Annotated in this window: 19 protein-coding genes and 1 pseudogene; 8 read left to right on the forward strand and 12 right to left on the reverse strand. The window is 64.2% G+C overall.

Annotation, left to right across the window (positions count from 1 at the left end; translation table 11 throughout):
* Positions 1 to 187: 187 nt before the first annotated feature.
* From M3M54_RS07580 to M3M54_RS07590, 3 genes are all read left to right on the forward strand, one after another.
* Entirely contained in the window at positions 188 to 1,396 is a 1,209-nt protein-coding gene (locus M3M54_RS07580; RefSeq protein WP_249021564.1) for an ISAzo13 family transposase, read from the forward strand.
* A 401-nt stretch (positions 1,397 to 1,797) separates the two neighbouring features.
* Positions 1,798 to 2,484: a hypothetical protein gene (locus M3M54_RS07585; protein WP_249021565.1), complete on the forward strand. Its 687-nt coding sequence runs from the start codon at positions 1,798 to 1,800 to the stop codon at positions 2,482 to 2,484.
* A 51-nt stretch (positions 2,485 to 2,535) separates the two neighbouring features.
* Positions 2,536 to 3,465, forward strand: coding sequence for a hypothetical protein (locus M3M54_RS07590; protein ID WP_249021566.1), 930 nt, complete (start codon positions 2,536 to 2,538; stop codon positions 3,463 to 3,465).
* 622 nt (positions 3,466 to 4,087) lie between these two features.
* On the opposite strand, the gene M3M54_RS07595 is transcribed toward M3M54_RS07590, so the two are convergent.
* The 3 genes and pseudogenes from M3M54_RS07595 to M3M54_RS16920 all read right to left on the reverse strand — a co-directional run bounded on the left by M3M54_RS07595 (position 4,088) and on the right by M3M54_RS16920 (position 5,103).
* Entirely contained in the window at positions 4,088 to 4,471 is a 384-nt protein-coding gene (locus M3M54_RS07595) for a transposase (RefSeq protein ID WP_249021567.1), read from the reverse strand.
* Positions 4,458 to 4,787, reverse strand: a pseudogene (locus tag M3M54_RS07600) (transposase); the annotation flags it as partial. The gene M3M54_RS07595 and the pseudogene M3M54_RS07600, both read right to left, overlap by 14 nt.
* Complete coding sequence (locus tag M3M54_RS16920; RefSeq protein ID WP_371878628.1) at positions 4,699 to 5,103, reverse strand: transposase; 405 nt, start codon at positions 5,101 to 5,103, stop codon at positions 4,699 to 4,701. The gene M3M54_RS16920 and the pseudogene M3M54_RS07600, both read right to left, overlap by 89 nt.
* Positions 5,104 to 5,378: 275 nt before the next feature.
* Here M3M54_RS16920 and M3M54_RS07605 point away from each other — a divergent pair, with 275 nt between their 5' ends.
* From M3M54_RS07605 to M3M54_RS07625, 5 genes are all read left to right on the forward strand, one after another.
* Positions 5,379 to 5,627 carry an AbrB/MazE/SpoVT family DNA-binding domain-containing protein gene (locus M3M54_RS07605; protein ID WP_249021568.1) on the forward strand — a complete coding sequence of 83 codons (249 nt, stop codon included), beginning with the start codon at positions 5,379 to 5,381 and terminating at the stop codon, positions 5,625 to 5,627.
* Positions 5,624 to 6,016 carry a PIN domain-containing protein gene (locus tag M3M54_RS07610; protein ID WP_256465843.1) on the forward strand — a complete coding sequence of 131 codons (393 nt, stop codon included), beginning with the start codon at positions 5,624 to 5,626 and terminating at the stop codon, positions 6,014 to 6,016. The genes M3M54_RS07605 and M3M54_RS07610 overlap by 4 nt, the downstream gene beginning before the upstream one ends.
* Before the next feature lie 618 nt (positions 6,017 to 6,634).
* Complete coding sequence (locus M3M54_RS07615) at positions 6,635 to 7,036, forward strand: hypothetical protein (RefSeq protein ID WP_249021570.1); 402 nt, start codon at positions 6,635 to 6,637, stop codon at positions 7,034 to 7,036.
* An 81-nt stretch (positions 7,037 to 7,117) separates the two neighbouring features.
* Positions 7,118 to 7,699, forward strand: a complete 582-nt coding sequence (locus tag M3M54_RS07620) for a DUF6431 domain-containing protein (RefSeq protein WP_249021571.1) — start codon at positions 7,118 to 7,120, stop codon at positions 7,697 to 7,699.
* Between the two features lie 191 nt (positions 7,700 to 7,890).
* A complete protein-coding gene (locus tag M3M54_RS07625; RefSeq protein ID WP_249021572.1) occupies positions 7,891 to 8,232 on the forward strand; it encodes a hypothetical protein in 342 nt (113 codons plus the stop codon).
* A gap of 735 nt (positions 8,233 to 8,967) precedes the next feature.
* Here M3M54_RS07625 and M3M54_RS07630 read toward each other — a convergent pair.
* From M3M54_RS07630 to M3M54_RS07670, 9 genes are all read right to left on the reverse strand, one after another.
* A complete protein-coding gene (locus M3M54_RS07630; RefSeq protein WP_249021573.1) occupies positions 8,968 to 9,318 on the reverse strand; it encodes a type II toxin-antitoxin system PemK/MazF family toxin in 351 nt (116 codons plus the stop codon).
* Positions 9,315 to 9,551 (reverse strand): ribbon-helix-helix protein, CopG family, encoded by a 237-nt coding sequence (locus M3M54_RS07635; protein WP_249021574.1) that lies wholly within the window; start codon positions 9,549 to 9,551, stop codon positions 9,315 to 9,317. Before M3M54_RS07635 ends, M3M54_RS07630 begins: the two co-directional genes overlap by 4 nt.
* Before the next feature lie 705 nt (positions 9,552 to 10,256).
* Positions 10,257 to 13,691, reverse strand: coding sequence for a bifunctional proline dehydrogenase/L-glutamate gamma-semialdehyde dehydrogenase (locus M3M54_RS07640; protein ID WP_249021575.1), 3,435 nt, complete (start codon positions 13,689 to 13,691; stop codon positions 10,257 to 10,259).
* On the reverse strand, positions 13,688 to 15,352 hold the full coding sequence (locus M3M54_RS07645; RefSeq protein WP_249021576.1) for a hydantoinase B/oxoprolinase family protein: 1,665 nt from the start codon (positions 15,350 to 15,352) through the stop codon (positions 13,688 to 13,690). The genes M3M54_RS07640 and M3M54_RS07645 overlap by 4 nt, the downstream gene beginning before the upstream one ends.
* Positions 15,349 to 17,019 carry a hydantoinase B/oxoprolinase family protein gene (locus M3M54_RS07650; RefSeq protein ID WP_249021577.1) on the reverse strand — a complete coding sequence of 557 codons (1,671 nt, stop codon included), beginning with the start codon at positions 17,017 to 17,019 and terminating at the stop codon, positions 15,349 to 15,351. Before M3M54_RS07650 ends, M3M54_RS07645 begins: the two co-directional genes overlap by 4 nt.
* Positions 17,016 to 19,109, reverse strand: a complete 2,094-nt coding sequence (locus M3M54_RS07655) for a hydantoinase/oxoprolinase family protein (protein ID WP_249021578.1) — start codon at positions 19,107 to 19,109, stop codon at positions 17,016 to 17,018. Before M3M54_RS07655 ends, M3M54_RS07650 begins: the two co-directional genes overlap by 4 nt.
* A gap of 5 nt (positions 19,110 to 19,114) precedes the next feature.
* Positions 19,115 to 20,092, reverse strand: a complete 978-nt coding sequence (locus M3M54_RS07660) for an ABC transporter permease (RefSeq protein WP_249021579.1) — start codon at positions 20,090 to 20,092, stop codon at positions 19,115 to 19,117.
* On the reverse strand, positions 20,085 to 21,590 hold the full coding sequence (locus M3M54_RS07665; protein ID WP_256465825.1) for a sugar ABC transporter ATP-binding protein: 1,506 nt from the start codon (positions 21,588 to 21,590) through the stop codon (positions 20,085 to 20,087). The genes M3M54_RS07660 and M3M54_RS07665 overlap by 8 nt, the downstream gene beginning before the upstream one ends.
* Before the next feature lie 21 nt (positions 21,591 to 21,611).
* Positions 21,612 to 22,508 (reverse strand): sugar ABC transporter substrate-binding protein, encoded by an 897-nt coding sequence (locus tag M3M54_RS07670; protein WP_249021580.1) that lies wholly within the window; start codon positions 22,506 to 22,508, stop codon positions 21,612 to 21,614.
* Positions 22,509 to 22,532: the final 24 nt, after the last annotated feature.

Consider the following 22,532-nt stretch of genomic DNA (forward strand, 5'->3'; position numbering starts at 1 on the left):
CACGCCGCCGTCGGAGTCGCTGGTTCGCGGCATCACGACGCTGACGGTAGGCTTGACCACCGCGTGCGCCTCCTTGTTTTCCAAGGCCAGAGGTCTCCACGCAACCCAGTCCGAGTCAGTTCACCTCGTTAGGAGGCGTCAGATAATAAGTCAAGGAGTTTTGTGGGTTTTGTAGAACTCTTTGTGTGTGATCGATGAGCGTGCGATCGGGGAGCGTTACCGGGCGTTGGCTGGTGATCTGAACGAGCGTCAGCGGCGGTTGTGGGCTGGTGCGGAGGCGCTTTCGCATGGTCGTGGTGGTCAGGCGGCGGTGGTTCGTGCGACTGGCCTGAATGAGGGAACGGTCCGCCGTGGTGTGCGTGAGGTCCAGGCTGGCGAGTCGATCGAGCACGGCCGGGTTCGTGTGCGTGGTGGGGGCCCGAAGGCGTTGAGTGAGAGCGATCCGACGTTGCTGACGGATCTTGAGCGGCTTGTCCGGGATGATGCTCGTGGTGACCCGCAGTCGCCGCTTCTGTGGACCGCGAAGAGCGTCAGGTCGATCGCTGGTGCGCTACGCGATCAAGGCCATCAGGTCAGCCACGAGACGGTCGCGCGGTATCTGCGGTCCCTTGGTTACAGCTTGCAGGCCAACCGCAAGACCAAGGAGGGATCTAGTCATCCCGATCGCGACGCTCAGTTTCGTCATATCAACCGGACCGTCCAGACGGCGCTCAGCGCTGGGCAGCCGGCGGTGTCTGTGGACACCAAGAAGAAGGAGCTGGTCGGGGACTTCAAGAACGGTGGGCGCGAGTGGCGAGCGAAGGGCGATCCGATCCCGGTTCGGGTTCATGATTTCAAGGACCAACAGCTGGGCAAGGTCAACCCTTACGGTGTCTATGACATCGCCAACGACGAGGGGTGGGTGAGCGTCGGGATCGACGCCGACACTGCACAGTTCGCGGTCGCGTCGATCCGAAGCTGGTGGGAGCAGCTCGGCAAACCGCGCTACCCCAACGCTGAGACCTTGACGATCACCGCGGACTGTGGCGGCTCTAACGGTTACCGGACCAGGCTATGGAAGACCGAGCTACAGCGCTTCGCTGATCAGACCGGCCTGCAGATCCAGGTCTGCCACTTCCCGCCCGGAACGTCGAAGTGGAACAAGATCGAGCACCGCCTGTTCAGCTACATCTCAAGAAACTGGCGTGGACGGCCGCTCGTCTCTCGTCAAGTGATCGTCGAGCTGATCGGCGCGACGACCTCAACCGCGGGGTTGAAGGTCTACGCCCAGCTCGATGAGAACACCTACCAGCGGGGCGTCGAAGTCCCCGACGCTGAACTGGCCGCGGTCAACCTAACCCCGGACGAGTTCCACGGCGAGTGGAACTACCTCATCAAACCGCGACTTATCGACTGACGCTTCCTTAGCCGCACCTTGTCAAGCAGGCGCAGGGCGCGTCGCCGACCCGCGCATTACCACCGAGTCCTGCTCAGCCGGCGCGACACCAGTTCAAGCGCGGAACCCGACGCTCATCCTAACCACGTCAAAGCCCCGAGACCCCCGACCAGCGGCTCGGGCCGGAGGATCGCATTGCCAAGGCCGCACTCGGGCTCATCCAACGTCTCACCGAGCTACCCGCTCGCGAGGCCGGTCGATCCGATCCTCGGCCGGCCGACGAACTCATTGGGGCTCTACGCTTGCAACGCTCTGGCGGCGCGGTTAGGATCGCGCGCATACCAAGAGGGGACGACTGTCGAGGAGGGCAGATGTCGTCAAAACTGTTATCTCACCTGGGCGCGGGCCTACTGCTGAGCGCCTTGATCTGGCTTGGAGCGGCTGGCACTGCCGCGGCCGGGCCCCTCAAACCGTCAGGCTTTGGTGAGCTTGACTGCAACGGCCAGAGTACGCTGCAGACCTCCGTCAACCGGCGGCTGAACTGTACGGACATCCGCGGCTTCAGCACATGGACGCCCAACACCTGGAACGGCCGCTTCTATGACAATGGTGTCTACATCGGCCATGACGAGCCGGACATGACGTTTCTCTCAACGGCCCAGGGTTCCGGCAACAACGTCACCTGGACCGAGACCCTACCGCGCGATCCGAGCGCGGCGCCGACTGTCCAGCACCCGGGCTCGGATGTCTCGCACTGGTTTGAGCTGACGGCTGCGCCGTGGTTCTCGATGGCGATGTGTGACCCGAACTCCTACCCACAGAGTTCCTGTACTCCGCTCAGCGATAGCAACGCGCCGACCTGCACGCCGTTGCAGACGAGCGGCTGCTACGCGGGCGGCGGCTCGGCCTTCATGGAGCTGCAGCTCTATCCGCCGGGCTTTCCACCTTTTGCCGACTCGACCAGCTGTAACGACTCGCAGTGGTGTGCAGCGCTGACGATTGACAGCCTCGAATGCACAACTGGTTTTGCGACCTGCAACCCGGGCTGCGAAGAGCCGGTCAACTTCGCCTGGATCCAGACCAACGGTGTACCCACAGGGCCGCCCTGACCGCAGGAGTCAAACCTGGCGAGCTTCACGCCCAACAAAGACACGCTGATGATGAACCCAGGCGACCAGATCACCGTCCACATGTACGATGCTCGTGTCTCCGGAGGTGGGCACGCCTTTGAGGTCGTGATCAACGATTTGACCACAGGCAAGACCGGCTACATGCAGGCATCGGCCGCCAACGGCTTTGCCAACACGTCGATTCTAACCTGCAACGGGACTCCGTTCAACTTCCAGCCGGAGTACGCGACGGCCGCCAAGGCCAACATCGTGCCGTGGGCAGCGCTTGCCACTAACATCTCGACCGAGTTCGAGATCGGGCACTTCACGCCCTGCACGTCGGTCACCAGTGCCAGCACACTCACGCTCGGCCCAGGCCTCACCGACACCTTCTACAACACCTGCAACGGACCGTATGAGGCGTCGGCCGGAGGCAACTCTGACGGCACGCGTAGCGTCGAGCCGTCAGATGCGCTGTGTTACCCGGCCGGCGACACGCATGGCAGCCTGAATTCACCGCCGGACCTTGTGGCCGGCTGCCTAGACGACTTCGCTCAGAACGGCGACCTCGACTTTGACGGCAGCTCCTACTGGCCCGAGTGGCCGACGGGCTCGCAGCCCACGGCGACGCTCCCCGGGAGCTTCGTGCAGCAGCTGCCAACCAGCGGCGGTAAGCAGTACCAGCAGTTCTTCATGCAAACCGACACGGCGCTGAGTGAGTCGACCTGCCAGGCAAACGGCACCGGCTGCGCGTTGCCACCGCCCAACGCTCCCGGCGCCTTCTACCCGTACTGGACGCGTGTCACAACACCCGCCGCAGGAGCTCACGGCACGGCATCGTGCACGCTCGAGTTCGGGAACGTGAGCACTGGGGCCGGCGTGAACGACTTCGGTGGCTTTGCCCAGTACGGCAGCGATCAGCAGCCCTCGCTGGGCTACCCGGAGTTCGAAGGGCCAGTGATAAGCAACGCCTGCACGTAGTCGAGCGCGAGCCGCGCCCCGGGGCTTCCAGCTGATCTGGAGTCTTGGGGCGCGGTCCCGACAGGCGTCCAGGGCTCTGGTGCCGCACACCTGGCTGCAACCGGCACTAGATCGAGCAATGAAGGTGCGAGCCGCGTAGATCGCGGAGCCGGTCGACCTGACTCACGTCAGGTCTTCTGGCATTGCTGTGGACACGGCGAGCACCGGGTTCCGAGCGTGAGCGGGGCGTTCCGCGTCTGAGGAAGTTTTGACAGGTAGCGCACAGGTGGGCGACACGCCCGCTGCCCTCGTGGCAGGCTGGTGTTGAGCGACAGGCCGGGCGGTGGCCGTTGGGGCGTCAGCGCCGTGTACCGTGGTGATGGCGGCGCCTACGCGGGTCGCGTGGCGCCAGTATGGTGGGGTTCCTGAACACTGAGGGCTCCCTCACCGAAAGTCACCGGCCCGTTCGATCCCGGCGATAGTCAAGTCGTCTGTAGTGGTGTAACCCTCGATGGCGGTGGACGGGTCTCACCTGCGGGTGAGCGGCACCTCCTTGCTGGGGTGACGCGCGTGACCGGCTGAGGCCGAGCCCCCGGGTGCGAGGCCGAAGGCCGTCACGCGCGTGCGCGCCGTGTTGATGGGTTCAGGCTGCAACGGGGAGCTCCTGCACCGTCGGTTCGGTGGCCGTGTCGGCGGGTGTGGCCAGCACGAGCGCGATTGACTCGAACGAGAGGTAGCGGCGGCTGAGGGCCCACTCGTCGTTCTGCTCGGCCAGTAGCGCGCCCGCAAAGCTGAGGCGACGAGGTTTCGCTGGTCGCGACGGCAGTGCATCACCATATCCCTGGTGAAATGCACCGTGCAACGCTGTCACAGGCAGCTCATCGTCCGGGCGATCGCCTGCCTTCAGTCCCTCATACTGATCGCTGATGACCAGCTGCACCCCTTGCAGGCCACGCTGCTTGAGCGAGCGCAGGAACTCCAGCCAGAACGCGCCTGACTCCACCTCCCCGATATCAAGGCCGATCACCTCCCTTGACCCCGGTCTCATGCACCGCGTAGGCGACCACCAGACCCTTCGAGACCACCCGGCCGTGGTCACGGACCTTCACGTGCTTGGCATCCAACCACAGATACCGGTAGGCGCCATCCAGAGGCCGGGTGCGAAACAGCTTGACCTGCTCATCCAACCCACGGCAGATCGCCGAGACCCGGTCCTTGCTCATCCCCTCAACACCAAGCTGCTCCACCAGCCGGTCAACCTTCCAGGTCAAGACCCCGTTGACATACGCCTCCATCACAACAGCAACGATCGCCTGCCCCGACCGACGCCTGGGCTCCAGAAACGACGGGAAAAACGGACCCCCCTGAGCGCTTACGCCGGATCAGCAGCTCGATCTCCCCAACCCGGGTCTCCCACAACCGCAACCGATACCCGTTCCGGTAGCTCGCCCTGGACCCCGGCGCGATCTCGCCCCGGCCAGCACCGATCTCCCCAGTGATCTCAGCCTCCATCAACTCGCGCACAAACAACGCGACCGCCTCCCTGACGAAATCGTCAAGACGACCATCACGCACCCCCGCAACAACATCAAAAACCGTCATGCTCTGCTCCACGACCATCGTGGTGCTCCTTCTCGATCGACTCTTGGTGGAGCCCATCGAGGATGAGCACCACGGTGGTCGGAACCACTCCGACCCCCAGGCGCCCGTTACACCACTTCTACCGCCTCCACCGGACGCTACCCACGAAAACAAGCGAGGAGCCACGCAGAGACTGCGTGCTGCCGTCGCTTCGCCGCCGCAACAGCACGCGACCGAAATAAGACGCGGCACCGGGCTGCCGCTCTCTGCACGGCCGGCTTCCCTGCAACGCGCCGCTTTGATGGCTTGAGGTCGCTATCCTTACGTTCAGCAATAGGTAAGGAGATTTTGGGATGGATTCGAGTGCGAAGATCACGTCGAAGGGGCAGATCACGATTCCGAAGAGCGTCCGTGACGCGCTCGGGCTACATGAGGGAGATGAGCTGCTGTTCAGGGTCCAGCGTTCGCGGGCCGTGGTCGCAAAGACCCCGGACTTCCTCGACCTGGCAGGCAGTGTTCCGGTGCCCGCCGCCAAGCGGGGAACACCGTGGGATGAAGTCCTGCGCCAGACGCGAGCGGCGCGCGTGGGGCGGCGGCGCTGACCGAGTTCCTCGACACCAACGTGCTGATCCGGCATCTCACCGGCGACCCGCCGGAGATGGCTGCTCGCGCCACCCGCGCGCTCGCAGACTCCGATGAGCTGCTACTTGCAGACCTGATCGTCGCCAAGTGCGTCTACGTGCTCGAGTCTTTCTACGAAGTGCCGCGCGACCGTGTGGCCGAGCTGTTGCGCGCCGCGATCGCGTTACCGACCATCAAGACGCTTGATCCGGCGACTCTGCTTCGCGCGCTGGAGGTCTACGAGGTCGACCGCCTTGACTTCGCGGATGCCTATCTAATCGCGCAGGCCGAGGCAACCGGAATCGAGCAGATCCTGTCCTTCGACAAGTCGATCGATCGCATCAGCACCGTGACCCGCCACGAACCCTAACGGTGCCAGACAGACCTGACCCGCATTCCCCCCCTCGCCCCGCGCATCCCGCATCCCGTTGCCGCCGGCGAGAGGCCCGAGTTGCGGGAAGGCGCTACTCGCGGACTATCGTCTACCGAGTTCACCGACACCCAAGCGAGGCTATGCCTCTGGCGACAACCCGCGGCCGTGAGGCAACTTGCCTGCGGTCGCGGCCGTGCGCGAGCGGACCCCGACGTTGTTCAGAGTTCGCGGATCACCTCCGGAGGCGATGTCGAGGATCGCCCATGCGTTCGCTTCTGAGAACGGATCCCCGGATTGCCGCTTGACGGAGGCCCGCTCCATTGCACTCAGGTACAGCACCAGCCACGCTTCGCCAACGCATGTATCTCCACATCGTCCTCCTCACTCGTCGATGGCCTCAGGGACCAACGACGATGAGGGAGACCCCCCGACAGAACGGCCCGCGCGCGCCCGCAGACGGGCTCAGGCTCGGCCCTCGGGCCTCGCCCTCACCGCCTGCGGGCGCGTCAGCTCACACCCGGCCGAGGTGGGGAATTCTCATGATCAGATCCGAGGAGGAAACCGTGATCAGGGCCACGTAGAGCGCACCGCACGACAGCTGGCAGAGACATCATCGTGCGGACCACGACCGACATTGACATCCTCGCGAACAGTCGCCGAACACCGAGCTCCACGGAAGAAGTCGCCGCGAGCCTGGAGAGGCTCGGGTTCCAGCAGCTCCCACCGACGAACCTGATCGAACCGGACATAGCGTTCGTCTACGAACGCGACGACCTGCAGGTCGACCTGCTCGCTCCAGACGGAGTCAGAGACACGCCAAGAACCTCGCCTGGCAGGCGCACGGTCCCGATCCCGGGCTGCACCCAAGCTCTCCAGCGCACCATCCCGATGCGGGTCGTGATGGACGACGGCTGTTGGACGCCGTTCAATTTGCTGATGAAACGGCGTGTTCGCGCCGTTCATGGTGATCATGAGGTGGCCGTGTCGGAACGTGGCTCGTGGCGTGGGGTGTGGTAGATGTGCAACACGAGCTGCCCCTTCCTGGCCGTGACCGTGTCTGGGAGAGTTCGGCGGTGGTGGGCCGGCAACAGATCTTTGATGCTTTCGATCGCGATCACCCAGGAGCGGGTGGAGGCCGCGCTGGCGGCGGCCGGGGAGCTGGCGTGCCCGGCGTGCTCGGGGCCGCTGTCGCCGTGGGGGTTCGCGCGCTCGCGCGAGATCCGGATGCGTGACGGCACACGGTCGCTGACGCCACGACGCGCACGGTGCGGACGGTGCGATTGCACGCACGTGCTGTGTCCCGCCTGGCTGCTTCCGCGCCGACGCGACGGCGCGGAGGTGATCGGCGAGGCGCTCTACTTGGCGGCGAGCGGACATGGGCATCGCGTGATCGCCCGCCAGCTCCTGCGGCCAGAGGGCACCGTCCGTGGGTGGTTGCGCGCGGGTCGCGCACGCGCCGGCAGCTTGCGGGCGTGCGCGACCCGCCAGCTGGTCATGCTAGACCCAGAGCAGGGTGCCGTGACCCCCGCGGGCAGCGGGCTCGGCGACGCGGTCGAGGCGATCATGCTCGCCGTCCGGGCGTGGGTGCTGCGCTTCGGTGCAGACCACCTCGGCCCGTGGGAGCGTGCCGTGTGGTTGACCGGCGGGCTGCTGCACGGACACCCGCCACCTGCGCCGTAGCCTGTGGCTTTCGTCGCAGCCAGCCCCCCCGCGCGCACCACCAACCAGCCCTGCCTGCCTCGTTGCCCGCCTTCCAAGCGTCGCGTGCTCGCGTGAGCCCGCCAGTCACGCCGCGGTCCCGAAGAGCACGCCACCAGCGACGATTCCATCGCTCAAAGCGACTTACTTTTTCTTTCGTACCGCACCCACCGATGCTCATCGAGAACAGCGCCAACGTGATCAAACTGAACGGCGCTCAACAGACGGCTCGCGAGCGAACGTACCCGTCCCCACACTGCTCGGCGCGGCTCCTCATCAAGGCCAGGTCGCTGCTCGTGCACCAAGACCCTGACGCTCAGCGCCAGGACCTCGTCGCGCTCCTCTCCTACGTCGACGATCCGTTAGAGATGCGCGATCAGATGCGCAAAACGGAGACCACCTGGCTGCGTCGGATCGAGAAACCCCTCAACCTGGGCGACCCTCTTCTCGGACGGATATACGCGGCCGACGACATCAGGCGAGCGCAGGCGACATACAGGCTGTTGGTCAACTGACTCGACGACCGTCCAGCCGAGCAGCTCTGATCGCTCGCGCGCACAATCGTGTCGACAAGCCGCCAGCCAGGCGCCCACGCTGGGACCAGGCGGGCCCGATCTTCTTCAGCACCCGCCCGCCATCCAGCAGCCGGCACACGCACACCAGACCAGCTCACAGGCACGCTCAACCCCGAAGACGCGGCGCGCGACTGGCTCGGCGCCACCCTCACCATGACGCGAATCCCGCGCAGATCCCGGGAGAGAACCCGGGACACATTCGCCCGAGCCGTCACGTCCAGCAACTAGAAACACGCTGCTTTACAGGGCTTTTGTCAAGCCCGCTGTCGGACTCGAACCGACAACCGCCTCATTACAAGTGCCCTCTTTGCCCTGCAAATGCCCACTTTCTCGGTGGTCCCATCAAGTTCTGTGCAGTTCTCTCAGGTCAGAATTGCCGAGTTCGGGACACATTTCGGGACACGCTGTCGCCGGGCCCGCTCAATCCCGGCGCTACAACGGCAACACCAGGCTCGATCCTCACCAGCTCCGTTTGCGCATGCCCGCGCGGAGAGCTCCGTCCGCCGCGCAGGCTCTGGCGTCCTGCCAACGACGCTCACACGTCGGCTAAGACAGTCGCTGGTAGCTGGTGCTGGGATCCGACGCTCACAGCCGATCCCGGATACTGGGACTGGCGCCGCTGACGGCACTGAGAGGGAGGCCCTCCAGCCCGAAATCGAGTCGACGAGAGGGCGTTCAGGGTCTTGTGAGCCCGAGTGCGCGGGCAAGGCCGGCGTCGACCTGCGCCAGCAGCCAGTCAGGGACAGTCCCGATCCTCTCCTCGAGCGCGCCACGGTCCAGGGTGGCGATCTGGGTGACATTCAGCACCGAGTCTTCCGTCAGGCCGCTCACGGCTGCGGGAATGATCACGTTGCCTGGCAGCCCTGCCAGCTTCTGGGTCGTTGTGATGATCGCAACCGTCACCGTCTGCAGCCGTGAACGGTTGTATTGATCAGCGCTGATGACCAGAACCGGTCTGCGAAGCGCGGGCGCCGACCCGCGCGGCAGGCCGAGATCACCCCACCAGACCTCGCCGCGTGCGATCACGTCCGCGCTTCGCGCTTAGCCACAGCGGCTGCCGCGGCGTCAGTGAACGCCGTGTCCTGCACGATCCCGGCAAGCGCTCGATCGATCGCATCAGTGGTCTGCGGATCGTCGAGGTCGTGCAGCCAGCGCTCAGCAGCCCGCGCGAAGAACTCGCTGCGAGAGACACCGAGCTGGGCGGCAGCGCGCTCAACACGGTCAAAGGTCTCATCCGGGACGGAGATCGCGGTCTTCACAACATCGAGTATAACCAGGTCATACCCCAATGCGCGACAGCCCTGCCAGGCACTGCTTCTGCGATGCGGCGTGCACCTCGTCACGACCGACCAGGTGTAGAAACCGTCAAACGGCCGTCCACGCTAGGTCCAGGCCGGGCCGATCTTCCTGAGCACCCGCCCGCCATCCAGCAGCCGGCACACGCACACCAGACCAGCTCACAGGCACGCTCAACCCCGAAGACGCGGCGCGCGACTGGCTCGGCGCCACCCTCACCATGACGCGAATCCCGCGCAGATCCCGGGAGAAAACCCGGGACACATTCGCCCGAGCCATCACGTCCAGCAACTATAAACACGCCGCTTTACAGGCCTTTTGTCAAGCCCGCTGTCGGACTCGAACCGACAACCGCCTCATTACAAGTGCCCTATTTGCCCTGCAAATGCCCACTTTCTCGGTGGTCAGATCAAGTTCTATGCGGTTCTCGCAGGTCAGAATTGCCGAGTTCGGGACACATTTCGGGACACAGTGCGGCCCGAGCTACTCGAGTCCGACCGCATAAAGAGGGCCGAGAGCGACCTCCCCGGAATCTGGCTGCCACCGACTCGCGAAGCGGGCACAGTCAGCTGCGCTCGTGCCGCCGACCTCCGGTTTCATCGACCCGTATCAGTGCCCAGCGAATACCAGCCAGCACCAAACAGGCGACCGGCAACACCGACGGGCACTCAGTGTCCGGTCAGAGACACAAGTCCAGGACGCCGGTTCGTGATGTTTCCGTGCCGATGGCGTGTCTCGCTCACCGCCTGCTCTCGCACCCACCGCAGAGCCTCGCGGCGAGGATCAGCGACGACGGCGACATCGTCGAGCCAGATGTCGGAGTCGTGGACAGCTAGCCGGAGTTGAGGGCCGGCGTGCCCGAGCAGCCGAAGCTTCTGAGCGTTTGCTCGCCTCAGCCGATCGGCGAGTTCGCTCTCGTCTTCGACAACGACGATCGCCGAGAGCCGCCGGTTTGCCGGCGATGAGACGGTGACCGCCGCGCCGAATGCGCGGGCAGCGGCGAGCGCTAGCTCGACTTCGCGGTCATCCACGTCGGCACCGGCTCGTATCAGCACGCGCTCCAGCGGCTGGTAGCGGAAGACGTTGGCCTCGGCTTGGAGGCCCGTCTCGTCGCGCGGTTGCATTTGGTGCCGGGCGTAGCGGAGGACTGCGGCCTCGAACTCTTCTGCTGATCCGGTGAAAGTTCCGCTCCAGGTACCGAGACTGGCGACGTAGTTGGGGCCGCCGGCCTTGGCCGCGGGGCCGACGACGGATCGTTTCCAACCTCCGAAAGGCTGGCGACGAACGATTGCCCCAGTGATGTGACGGTTGACGTAGAGGTTGCCGGCTTGGACGCGCTCCCGCCAGATAGCTATCTCGGCCGGATCGAGGGAGTGCAGCCCGGCAGTCAGCCCGTAGGTTGGCTGGTTCTGTAGTGCTATCGCCTCATCGAGGTCTGCAGCCCTCATGAGCCCGAGGACCGGCCCGAAGCATTCGGTGAGGTGGAACGACGAGCCCGGCCTTACTCCGAGCTTGACACCTGGCGACCAGAGGCAGGGGTTGGCTTGGAGGGTTCGTGGCTCGACCAGCCAGCGCTCGCCGGTCTCGAGTCGGTTGAGAGCATCCTTGAGTGGTCCCTCTGGCGCCCGGATAAGCGGTCCCATGGTCGATGTGAGCTCCCATCCCGGGCCGGGCCTGAGGCTGCGCACGGCGTCGGATAGCTGGCGCATGAAACGACGGTCGTCGTAGACTGAGGCCTCAAGTATGCCGAGACTAGCCGCCGAGCACTTCTGGCCAGCGTGCCCGAACGCGGAGCGTACGAGATCTGTGACAGCCGCGTCCAAGTCGGCGGCGGCGGTGATCACAATGGCGTTTTTACCGCTTGTCTCAGCGTGAAGTGGAAGGTCAGGCCGCCAGCCGAGGAAGAGCCGTGCCGTGTCCCACGAGCCGGTGAAGATGATCGCTTCTATCCCCTGGTGGGTGATGAGATGGCGGCCAGCGGGACCGTCGGCAGTCGGCAGGAACTGCAGCACATCCCGTGGGATCCCGGAGGCCCAAGCGATCTCGGCTATCAACCAGGCGGTGGCTACGGTTTCAGGGGCGGGTTTGAAGATTACGGCGGCGCCGGCGGCGAGACCCGCGAACACGCCACCACCGGGAATGGCGAGCGGGAAATTCCAAGGCGGCACGACCGCCACTGTGCGGTAAGGCTGAAAGCGGACTTGCTCGGAAGGGTCGCGCAGGCCCGGGATCGTGTCGGCGTAAAAGCGTGCCAGATCGACCGCCTCGGAGACCTCGGCGTCACCCTCGCTGAAGGTCTTTCCGGCTTCTCTGGCCATTACTCCGAGCAGTCGACCGCGATTCTGAGCCAGACCGTCGGCTACGCGGTGAAGCAGGGCGTGGCGCTCGGCGATGGGCATGGACCGCCAGCGTTCGCCCGCTTTGGCCGCGGTCGTCACAGCCTCGTCCACGAGTGTCTCGTCGGCTTGGACCCAACGATAGGCGACCTGCCCGGGTACCGCTGGGTCATGGCCCTCGTTGGTAACGCCGTCGCAGATGGTGCGGTTGGCTGCGACAACAGGCACCAGCTGCACGTCTAGCTCGGCCAACGGCCGCATCTGCTCGGCTACCCATTTCCGGTTGGCGGCGATCGCTATATCGGTGTCTGGCTCATTTTCGAAGGCTTTGTTTAGCTCAGACACCTGCGTGCCCCGTTGTGGGTCTCGGCCCCGGGCCTGCGTGCGTCGCGTGCGCTCGGGAGTGAGGTGGCGCTCACTTACGGCGACACGGAAGCGATCCCGCTCGCGCAGCCACGATGCGGTGCCCGGCCGCAGGTCGAATTGGTGGTGCAGAAAATTCTCCGGTCCGGCGTTCTCCTGAAAACGGCGAATCAGGTAGGCGATCACCGATTCGCTGTCGGCCCGGCGGGCGATAGGGGTGTAGAGCAGCAGCCCACCTGCCCGCGCCTGGACGGCAGCGGCGATTGACGGGGCCATGCCCTCAAGCATCTCGAGCTCAAGCATGGCTTTCAGGCCGCGGTCCTCGCTAACGGTCAGCGCCCACGCTGCCTCAAACAGGTTGTGGCTTGCGACACCGACCCGAACTGCCTGGGCGTTAGCGGGGTCAAGGATGGCGTCGAGCATCCGCTTGTAGTTGGCGTCGACATCAGCCTTGTCCGTGAAGGGCGCCTGAGGCAGTCCGGCCACCTCAGCCTGCACCTGCTCGGTGGCGAGGTTGGCGCCCTTTACAATTCTGATCTTGATGCGCCCACCCCAGCGCTGGTGGCGGGTACGCGCCCACTCGAGCAGCCCGCCAAGCGCGGCAAAGGAGTCCGGTATGTAGGCCTGCAGCACGATCCCGGCGTCCAAACCGCCGTAGCGTTCCTCGCCAAGTACTCGCTGGAACACCGCGAGCGTGAGCTCGAGGTCGTGGTAAGCCTCCATGTCAAGGTTGACGAACTTCGCAGTCCGGTGCGCCAGCGCTTCGTCGTAGAGGCGACGTATCTGAGCCGCGACACGCTCCACCTCGTGATCAAACGCCACGATGTTCAGCTGCGAGCAAACGGCTGACACCTTCACAGATACGTAGTTCACGTCTGGGCGGCGCAGCAGCTCGAGCACCGTCTGTAGTCGGTGCTCTGCCTCCTCGTCGCCGAGGATCTCCTCGCCAAGCAGATTGATGTTCAACTTCGTGCCAGCCTCCGCACGCCGCCGTAGGTGGCGGGCAAACGGCCGCGGCTCGGCGGCGACGATGAAACTCGCAAGCTCGGCCCGCACTCGCGCCTTGACAAGGGGCATGATGATCCGCGGGTAGCGCGCCGCGGCGACGACCCCAACTCGCAGCAACTGGCGATCGATCGGTCCCAGAAAACGCGGGCTTTTGCTCTCAGCGACAAGAGCCTCGAGGTACCTGGCCGCACGGCTATCGTCGCGGATGCGGAGAACTTCGTCGGTGAGCGCCAGGACGAAGGTGAGCCCCTCCGGATCGCGCAGCAGCCGCGCGACCCGCTCGCCCTGAACACGCTCCCGCCACCGCCTGCGTCCCACCGCGTCGGTCAGCAGCGCCTCAGCGAGAGCTTCGGTTCGGGCGATGAGTTCGCGGTCGGAGCTGGCGTCGAAGGTCAAAGGGTGCAACCGTATACCTCCTGGGCTTCTGCCGTCGACACGTAACCGTTGCGCACATCCTCGAGCACACGAGCGCGGTCGCGGCGTCGTGGGTCGCCGACACCGGCGCCGTTGGCGGTGTGGATCCGTATCAGATCGCCGGCGGACAGCGGCAGCGTGGTAACAGCGCGGTAACGTTCAGTCCGACCATCCCTGCGAAGCACCTCAACGTAGTTGGATGATCCAGGTTCGCCACGAAGCAAAGGCCATGGAGGGTGCTCGGAGCGTCGATAGGCAAGGGTCAGAAAGCATCCGTCGCTGCGCACTCGATAATCGAGGGTGATGCCACGCCCACCGCGGTACTCGCCAGCACCACCGCAAGCGCCACTCAGCGCCAGCTGCTCGACATAGAGTCCGTAACGACCCTCGGCCACTTCAGCCGGACAGTTGAAGGTGTCGCCGTGCACCGGGCTGAAAAGCGCGCTGTTGCCATCATGGCTTTGGGAAGCCCCCCAGCCGCCGATCTCTGGTTCCACGATCGTGAAGTGCCGACCGGTGTCCGGGTGTCGGCCACCGATGTACGTGCCGCAGATCGAAGCGAAACTTCCGGCAGGCAGCCGGTCACCTAGGTGCGGGGCGAGGCAGCGCAGTATCAGGTCGTAGAGCGCTATGCGCGTCTCGTAATAAAGGCTGCAGGCCGCGGTGGGGGTTGGATCAAACACCGATCCGGGCCGAGTAAGCACGGTCAAGGGCCGGAGGTGGCCAGCGTTGGCGGAGCCCTGCAGACCGATGATATTCATCAGCGCCATCTGCGCGGCGATCGTCGCACCGTCACGTGAGAGGTTCGTTGGTCCCTCATCTTGGTCCGGGTTCGTCCTCAGATCGACGATGAACTCGGCGTCGCGTATCTCGACAGCGACAGTGAATACAGCACCGCCGTCTTGCTCCTCCTCAAGCTCGAAGCGGCCGGTGGGAAGCGCGCGCAGCCGATGTCTAGCCAGCTGCTCGCCGGTGGCGATCTCTCGGTCAATCGCCCGTTCAACTGCGCGCTGGCCGTAGCGTTGCACGAGGTCTAGGATTCTGCGCTCACCAACTCGCGCGGCCGCGATTCCCGCCCACAGATCTCCGGTCAGGAAGTCCGGCAGACGACTGTTGGCGCGCAGGATGTCGAAGACTGATCGCAGTGGCCTGCCAGCGTCGATCAGCTTCACGGCGGGCAGTCTGAGTCCCTCTTGAAAAATCTCTATGGCGTCTGTGGATATCGAGCCCGGGGCCATGCCGCCCACGTCGTTCCAGTGCGCGATATTTGCCGCCCAGGCCACGAGTTCTGTACCGGCGAATACCGGCAGCGCGACAACGACATCGTTTAGGTGTGTGACGCCGCCGTACGCAGGGTCATTGGTCAGGAAAACATCACCGGGACGCAGTTCCTCGCGTCCGTGCAAAGCGAGGATGCACTTGACTGCCCGGTCGAGGACGGCGACGAAGGTTGGTATCCCTGCGCCTGAGGAGACTAGATCCCCCGCAGGGTCTGTGATCGCGCTGCCAGCATCGAGTACCTCGTAGATGATCGCGCTCATCGCCGCTCTGCGTAGAGCGACGAACATCTGTTCCCCGGCCGCCTGCAGCCCTCCAGCGATGATGTCGAGGGTAATCGGGTCTGTGGCCGCTTCGCTATTCACGGAGCGAGCTCGTAGACCGTTCGGGCGATCTCGGCGGTGATGTAACCGTTGCGTAGATCTTCGCGCACCAGATCACGGGGGCGTCGGCGTGGGTCTCCGTAGCCGCCGCCGGTGCCGGTGTGCACGCGGATGATGTCGCCCTCGTTGACCTCGAGTGCGGTGACGACGGCGTACTGCTCGATGTGGCCATCTCGCCGAATGACCTCGACGTAGTTAGGCGAGCCCTCGCGACCCCCGTGGAGCGCCCATGGCTTGTGCTTGTTGCGGGTGTAGGCACAGGTGAAGAAGCAGCCGTCAGCTCGCACGCGGTAGTCGAGCACGATCCCCTTGCCGCCGCGATGCTCACCCTCTCCGCCAGACTCCTCGCCAAGTGCGAGCTGTTCCACGTAGAGGCCGTAGCGTGCCTCGGCCACCTCGGCCGGGCAGTTAAACGTGTCTCCATGGAACCCGCTGAAGATGGCGCAGTTACCGTCGTGCGTGACTGATCCACCCCAGCCGCCAATCTCTGGTTCCACAATCGTGAAGTGCCGACCGGTGTCCGGGTGTCTGCCACCGATGAACGTGCCGCAGATCGAAGCGAAGCTGCCGGCAGGCAGCTTTTCGAAGTGGGGAGCGAGGCAGCGCCAGATCAGGTCGTAGATGCGAATCTCGACCTCGTAATAGGTTCCAAAGGCGGCTGGCGGCCGCGGGTCAAAGACAGACCCCGGTCGGGTCAGCAGCCTTAGGGGACGGAAGTGCCCAGCGTTGGCTGACTCATGAGCGCCCGTGATGTTCATGAAGATCATCTGCGCCGCGACCATCGTACCGTCACGGGACGCGTTGTTCGGACCGGCATCTTGGTCGGGGTTGTCACTGAGGTCGACGATGAACTCTTCGTTGCTGATCTCCACGGTCACTTTGTAGGTAGCTCCGCTGTCCTGCTCCTCTTCGAGCTCGAAGAGACCTTGCGGGAGCTCGCGCAGCGCTTGGCGAGCGACCTGTTCGCCGTAGTTCATGAAGCTCTCAAGCGCGGTGCTGAAGGTTTCGGCACTGTACTTGTCGATCAGCTCAAGGATCCGACGCTCGCCGACTCGTACAGCCGCAACTCCCGCCCACATGTCGCCTTGAAGGAAGTCCGGTAGTCGGCTGTTGGCTTTCATGATTTCCAACACGGAACGGATTGGCTGGTGGCGGTCAAAGATCTTGACTGCCGGCAGACGCAGCCCTTCCTGAAAGATCTCCGTCGCTTCGTTGGAGATTGAGCCGGGGACCATGCCGCCGATGTCATTCCAGTGAGCGATGTTCGCGGTCCAGGCGATAATCCGCTCGCCAGCAAACACCGGCATCACGAGGACCACGTCGTTGAGGTGAGTGACGCCACCGTAGTAGGGGTCGTTGGTGGCGAAGATGTCTCCGGGTGTGATCTCGTCGCGCTCGTGGAGTTCAAGTACACGCTGCACGGCCTTGTCGAGAACGCCGACAAAGGCCGGAATGCCGGCACCGGATGAGGCGAGGTTGCCACTGGCATCCGTGATCGCGGTGCCCATATCCAGAACCTCATAGATGATCGCGCTCATTGCCGTCTTGCGGAAAGCGGCAAACATCTCGTCACTGATGGACTGCAACGAGCTCTGGATGATCTCGAGGGTGATCGGATCGACGGTCGCTTGATTCTGTGTTTGGCTCATGAGAGAGTTATGTGGAGGTTGCCGTAGTCATCGACGGTGAGCTCATTGCCTGGGTGCACGACGACCGTCGTGCCCTTGGTCTCGACAACAGCCGGACCAGGGAAGCTCATGCCGGGCTCGAGCAGCTCGCCGGTGTAGATAGCTGCCTCATGGATGCCTTCGGTGGCATAGTCGACCAGGCGGTTCGGTCGCCGCGTGTCCTCGAGGCTGCGGCCGGTAACGGCCAGCCGCGTGGGTTCGAGCTTGCCGACCTCGGCGCTCGCCACGACGTGCAAGCCGACGAACTCGACCGGGGCGTCAAGTCTGTAGGTGTACTCGCGCTCGTAGGCTTGGTGGAAGCTGTCGATGAGATCTTTGATCGCAACAGCATGTAACTGCCCGTCGGGTATAGGGACCTCGACGCTGTGTTCCTGGTTCTCGTATCGCAGCCGCCCGTATTGGCGGAAGCTGATCCGCTCTGGCTCGATGCCCTCATCGGAGAACTGCGTGAGCGCTCCGTCAACCGCTTCTCTGAGCAATGCGCGGATCGCGGCTCCCTGATCAGGGGCGAGCGAGACTAGGCGGGTGATGAAGTAGTCGCGGCGCAGGTCGCTCATCAGCATGCCCCAGGCCGAGAAGACCTCGGCGGCGCGTGGGATCACGACCTTGCGCATGCCCAGTTCGGCCGCGAGCGCTGCCGCGTGCATGCCGCCGCCGCCGCCAAAGGCGACGAGCGTGAAGTCGCGCGGGTCATAGCCGCGGTTTAGCGATACGAGCTTGAGCGCGTTGACCATGTTGTTGTTAGCAATCCGCACGATGCCGCGTGCGGCTTCGGTGATGTCCAGCCCGAGCCGCCCGGCGATCGGACCCAGGGCTCGCTCAACCGAGTCCATGTCAGCCTCGATCTCACCGCCGCAGAAGTAGTCGCGGTCGATGCGGCCGAGCGCGAGGTTGGCGTCGGTCGTGGTCGCAGCGGTGCCGCCCCGCCCGTACGCTGCCGGCCCGGGTAGCGCACCGGCGGACTGTGGCCCGACGTGGAGTTTGCCGAAGTCATCCACCCAGGCGATGCTGCCTCCGCCTTGGCCGATCTCCACGAGATCAACGACGGGAACGAGGATCGGGTAGCCGGCGGAGAGGCGGCTGCGCTCGATCCAGTAGTCGGAGGTGATCTTGACCTGGCCGCCCTCGATCAGCGAGCACTTCGCTGTGGTGCCTCCGATATCAAGTGCAAGGACGTTGGACTCGCCGATCAATCGTCCGAGTTCGGCAGCACCCCAGAAGCCACTGGCGGGGCCGGACTCGACCATTGTGATTGGGACCTCGCTCGTCTTCTCCACCGAGTCCACGCCGCAGTTGGACTGAACGATGTACAGCTGCCCGCCGAAGCCACGCTCGCGCATGCCGCCTGAGAGTCGCGTCAGGTAGCGCTCGGCGATCGGTTGCACGTAGGCTGAGAGGACCGCCGTGCTGGTGCGTTCGTACTCGCGCCACTCTCGTGTGATCTGGTGTGAGGCAACAACCGATACCTCGGGCCACAGATTACGGACGTGCTCAAGCACAGCCCGTTCATGTGCGGGGTTGGCGTAGGAGTGCAACAGACAGATGGCAATGGCCTGCACCCCCTCATGGCGAAAGTCGTCGATGATTGCGGGCAGCTCGTCCAGCTGAAGGGGCCAGCGCTCACTGCCGTCCTGCGCCAGCCTGCCCTCCACCTCGCGGCGCAGGTAACGCGGTACGAATGGCTCGGGCTTGACGTAGTGCAGGTTAAAAAAGTCCGGACGGTTACCGCGCGCGATCTCCAGCGAGTCCCGGAACCCCCTGGTCGTGATCAGGCCCGTCAGGACGCCCTTGCGCTCGGCTATCGCGTTGATCACGACGGTCGTGCCGTGGGCAAGCGAGTTGATCTCTCCGATCCTGATCCCGCTGCGCATGAGTACTTCGAGCACGCCGCGCTCGAAGTCCGGTGGAGTGGTATTCGCCTTTGCCGTGACCACGCGCTGCTCGCCAGTGCTGTGGTCGGTGACGAAATAGACCAGGTCTGTGAAGGTGCCACCGACATCTGTGGCGGCACGGATGGTCGCGGCGCTTGCCGCTACTTGTTCATTGTTCATCTTGGTCATGTGCGGCGTCGTCGCAGGAGCTGGTCCATACCGACTGCGAGCAGGACGAGGAGTCCGAAGACGACGTCCTCGTACACCGGGTTGAGATTGAGCAGCACGAAGCCGTTGTTGATCAGCTCGAGGATCAGCGCTCCGACTACGGCGCGCCAGACAGCACCTTGGCCACCGAGGATGCTCACTCCGCCCACAACGCTTGAGGCAATCGCCAGCAGTGCGAGTGTGGAGCCGATGCTCGAGTCGGCCGAGCCAGCCTGCGACGCGGCGATGATGCCGGCCGCTCCTGCGCACGCTCCGCTGATCGAGAAGACTGCGATTCTGTAGAAGGAGATGTTTATGCCCGACAGCCGGGCCGCCTCCGGGTTTCCACCGATCGCATAGAGGCCGCGCCCGAAACGCGTGTAGGCGAGCAGAATGCCGAGTAGCACGGCGATGGCAATGAAGACCCATGAGGCGACGGTGAGGCCGTAGGTGTTGTTCATGACCATGAAGTTTTGATTGGAGGTTGTCGCCACGTTGCCCTGTGTGATGACGGTGGCGAAGCCGAGAAACACGTAGCTCGTCGCCAGGGTGGCGATGAAGCTGTTGACCCTGCCAAGGGCGATGATCGCGCCGTTGATCGCACCCAGACCAAGTCCGGCGAGCACGGCTATAACGAACGCGCCGAGCACGCCGAACGTGTGGACAAGCATCACGGAGAGGATCGCGCAGAACGCGTAGACGGAACCCTGCGACAGGTCAAAGCCTCCGGAGACGATCGTTAGGGTGGCTCCGCAGGCTGCGATCCCCTGCATGCTCATCTGGTTGACAATGTTGCTGAGGTTTCCGCTGGTCCGGAAGGACGGGGCGGCTATCGCTAACGCCGCGAAGATGCCGACGAGAAACACGACGATCCCGAGGTCGCGGGTCGCACGGATACGCGGGCCGCGTGTGGGCGTCACCTCTTGCGGCTGCTCGGGCGCCGTGACATCACTCATCCGCACCCATCCCCGCCGCACCGAAGGCAGCCGTCATGATTCGTTCCCTTTCGCTGGCCTCGCCTTCAACCTCATCAACGACCTCACCCTTGCGGAATACCACAATACGGTGTGCTAGGCCCAGTAACTCCTCAAGCTCTGAGGAGATGAGCAGCACGCCAACTCCTGACGCAGCTGCCTGCGCCAGCATCTCATGGATTGCCGCCTTTGCGCCAACGTCTACACCTCGCGTAGGCTCGTCGACGATCAGGATTTTCGGACCACAGGCCAGCCACTTGGACAGCAGGACCTTCTGCTGGTTGCCGCCGGAGAGCTCGCCCACCACCGCAGCCGGTGATGCCGGACGAATGTCGGCGCGGCGTATCCAATCGCGAGCGGCATCCTCGAGCCGTCGGGGGAGCGCGAAGCCTAGGTGACCACTTGTCTGCGGCTTGGAGAGAGCAAGGTTTTCCGCAACCGAGCGGCCGAGCACGAGGCCCTGCTGCTTGCGATCTTCGGGCACCATAACCAGCCCTGCGCTGATCGCCCGGCGCGGATTGCGCGGGCGTATTGGGGGGCCGCCGGCGATTCGGACCGTGCCCCGGTCAGGCTTGGCGGCGCCGACCAAGCACCGCGCGAACTCTGACCGGCCGGCGCCGATCAGGCCGGCTAGGCCAACAATTTCCCCGCGACGCACGTGCAAGCTGACTCCACGAACGGCTGACCCCCACCAGATGTCGTTTGCCTCGAGGACGGTCTCGGCCTCGGCGGGCGGTAGCGTTTTTGGTGCGTACAGCACGCTCAGCGTCCGTCCGACCATCTTGTTGATTAGGCTCGCCTCCGTCTCTTCCTCTGTCGGCCCTGAGCTGATCAGCCGGCCGTCGCGCAACACCGTCACCCAGTCGGCTGTCTCGAGCACCTCATTGAGAAAGTGAGAGATGAAAAGAACAGTCGTGCCGGCATCACTGAGCCGGCGCAGCAGCACCCGGAGCCTGTGTGCGCGCTCTTCATCAAGCGATGATGTCGGCTCGTCGAGGATCAGCACCTTTGGTCTGCGGATGAGACAGCGCAGAACCTCGAGGATCTGCCGGTCAGCGATCGACAGATCCGCCGCGATTGCATCGCCGGGGAGTGAGAAACCGCACTCCTCGCATACCTCTGCGAAGCGCTGACGCGCATGCTTGGAGCGCTGGACGCTACCAACAGCAACCACACGGTGCCCGAGAAAGACGTTCTCGAGCACCGTGCGTGCAGGCACTGAGGTCAGCTCCTGGGTGACGATCTCGACTCCTGCTTCTCTCGCCGCGCGCGGCGTGAAGGCCTTCAGGGGGTCGCCATTGACCGCTACCAGCCCCGCATCCGGACGCACGAGCCCGGCGGCGATCTTCACGAGCGTCGACTTGCCCGCACCGTTCTCACCAAGCACCGCGTGGATCTGACCGGGGCGTGCCAGCAGGGTTACGCCATCGAGGACGCGCGCCGGCCCATATGCCTTTTCGATGTTCTGGAGCTCAAGCACGCGTCCTCGCCTACGACTAGGTCAGTCGCTGTACTGGCCCTTGAGGTGGGTCTTCACCACGACTGCCTTGGTCCAGAGACCGCCTGCCGGACCGAGGTTGGCGGAATTTGTGGCCTTGGGGGGGTTGCCTCCTTGTAGCTTCTCGATTCCGTACTTGGTGGCGACGGCTCCATCGGTGACCTCGGGAATGCCGTACGTGGCGTACCAGACCCCAGACTTGACGTAGTTGACGGCCTGCGTTGAGCCACCGTTACCGATCAGTTTCACCTTCCGCAAAAGGCCGCGACCCTTAAGTACCGTGGTGGCGCCTTCGATCGCCTGCGAGGATCCAATGATCACGTTTACGTTCGGGTGGGCGGCGAGCACGTCCTGGGTCACTGTCTCACCAGTCGACGCGAGGTACCCGCCGGTCGGGTCTCCCAGCAGGTGCACCTTCTTGTCGGTCTTGAGCTCAGCCAGCACCGCCCTAGTGCGCGCCACGTCAAGCGGCAAGGTAGGATCACCCTGCAGATACACGACGTTGCATGAGGGCCGCTTCCCGCAGGCGTTGATGGCCAGCTTCCCGAGATCTCTGCCGTTCGCGACGGCACTCTCGACCACGGAGATCTCGCCAGGCACCTGCGGCTTGATCTCGGCGTAGTTGCTGCCGACCTGCGTGAATTCGGCGACGACCACAATGCCTTTCTTGATCGCCTGCTTGATCTCGGGCACCACTGCGGTGCCGTCGTTGGCCTGTATGACGAAGATGTTGTACTTGCCGGATGAGATCTCGGTCTGCAACTGCTGAACCTGAGTGGTTGCGCTGAAGTTGCCATTCAGGAAGGTGGCGGTGCCGTGATAGGCCTTGACCTCTTTCTGCACGCCCTTCCAGGTTGCCTGCGCGAATGAGTTGTCGGTGGCGAAGCCGAAGAACGCCACCGCTGGCCTCTTCTTGCTTGCTGT

The organism is Conexibacter sp. S30A1, assembly GCF_023330665.1.
GTDB lineage: Bacteria > Actinomycetota > Thermoleophilia > Solirubrobacterales > Solirubrobacteraceae > Palsa-465.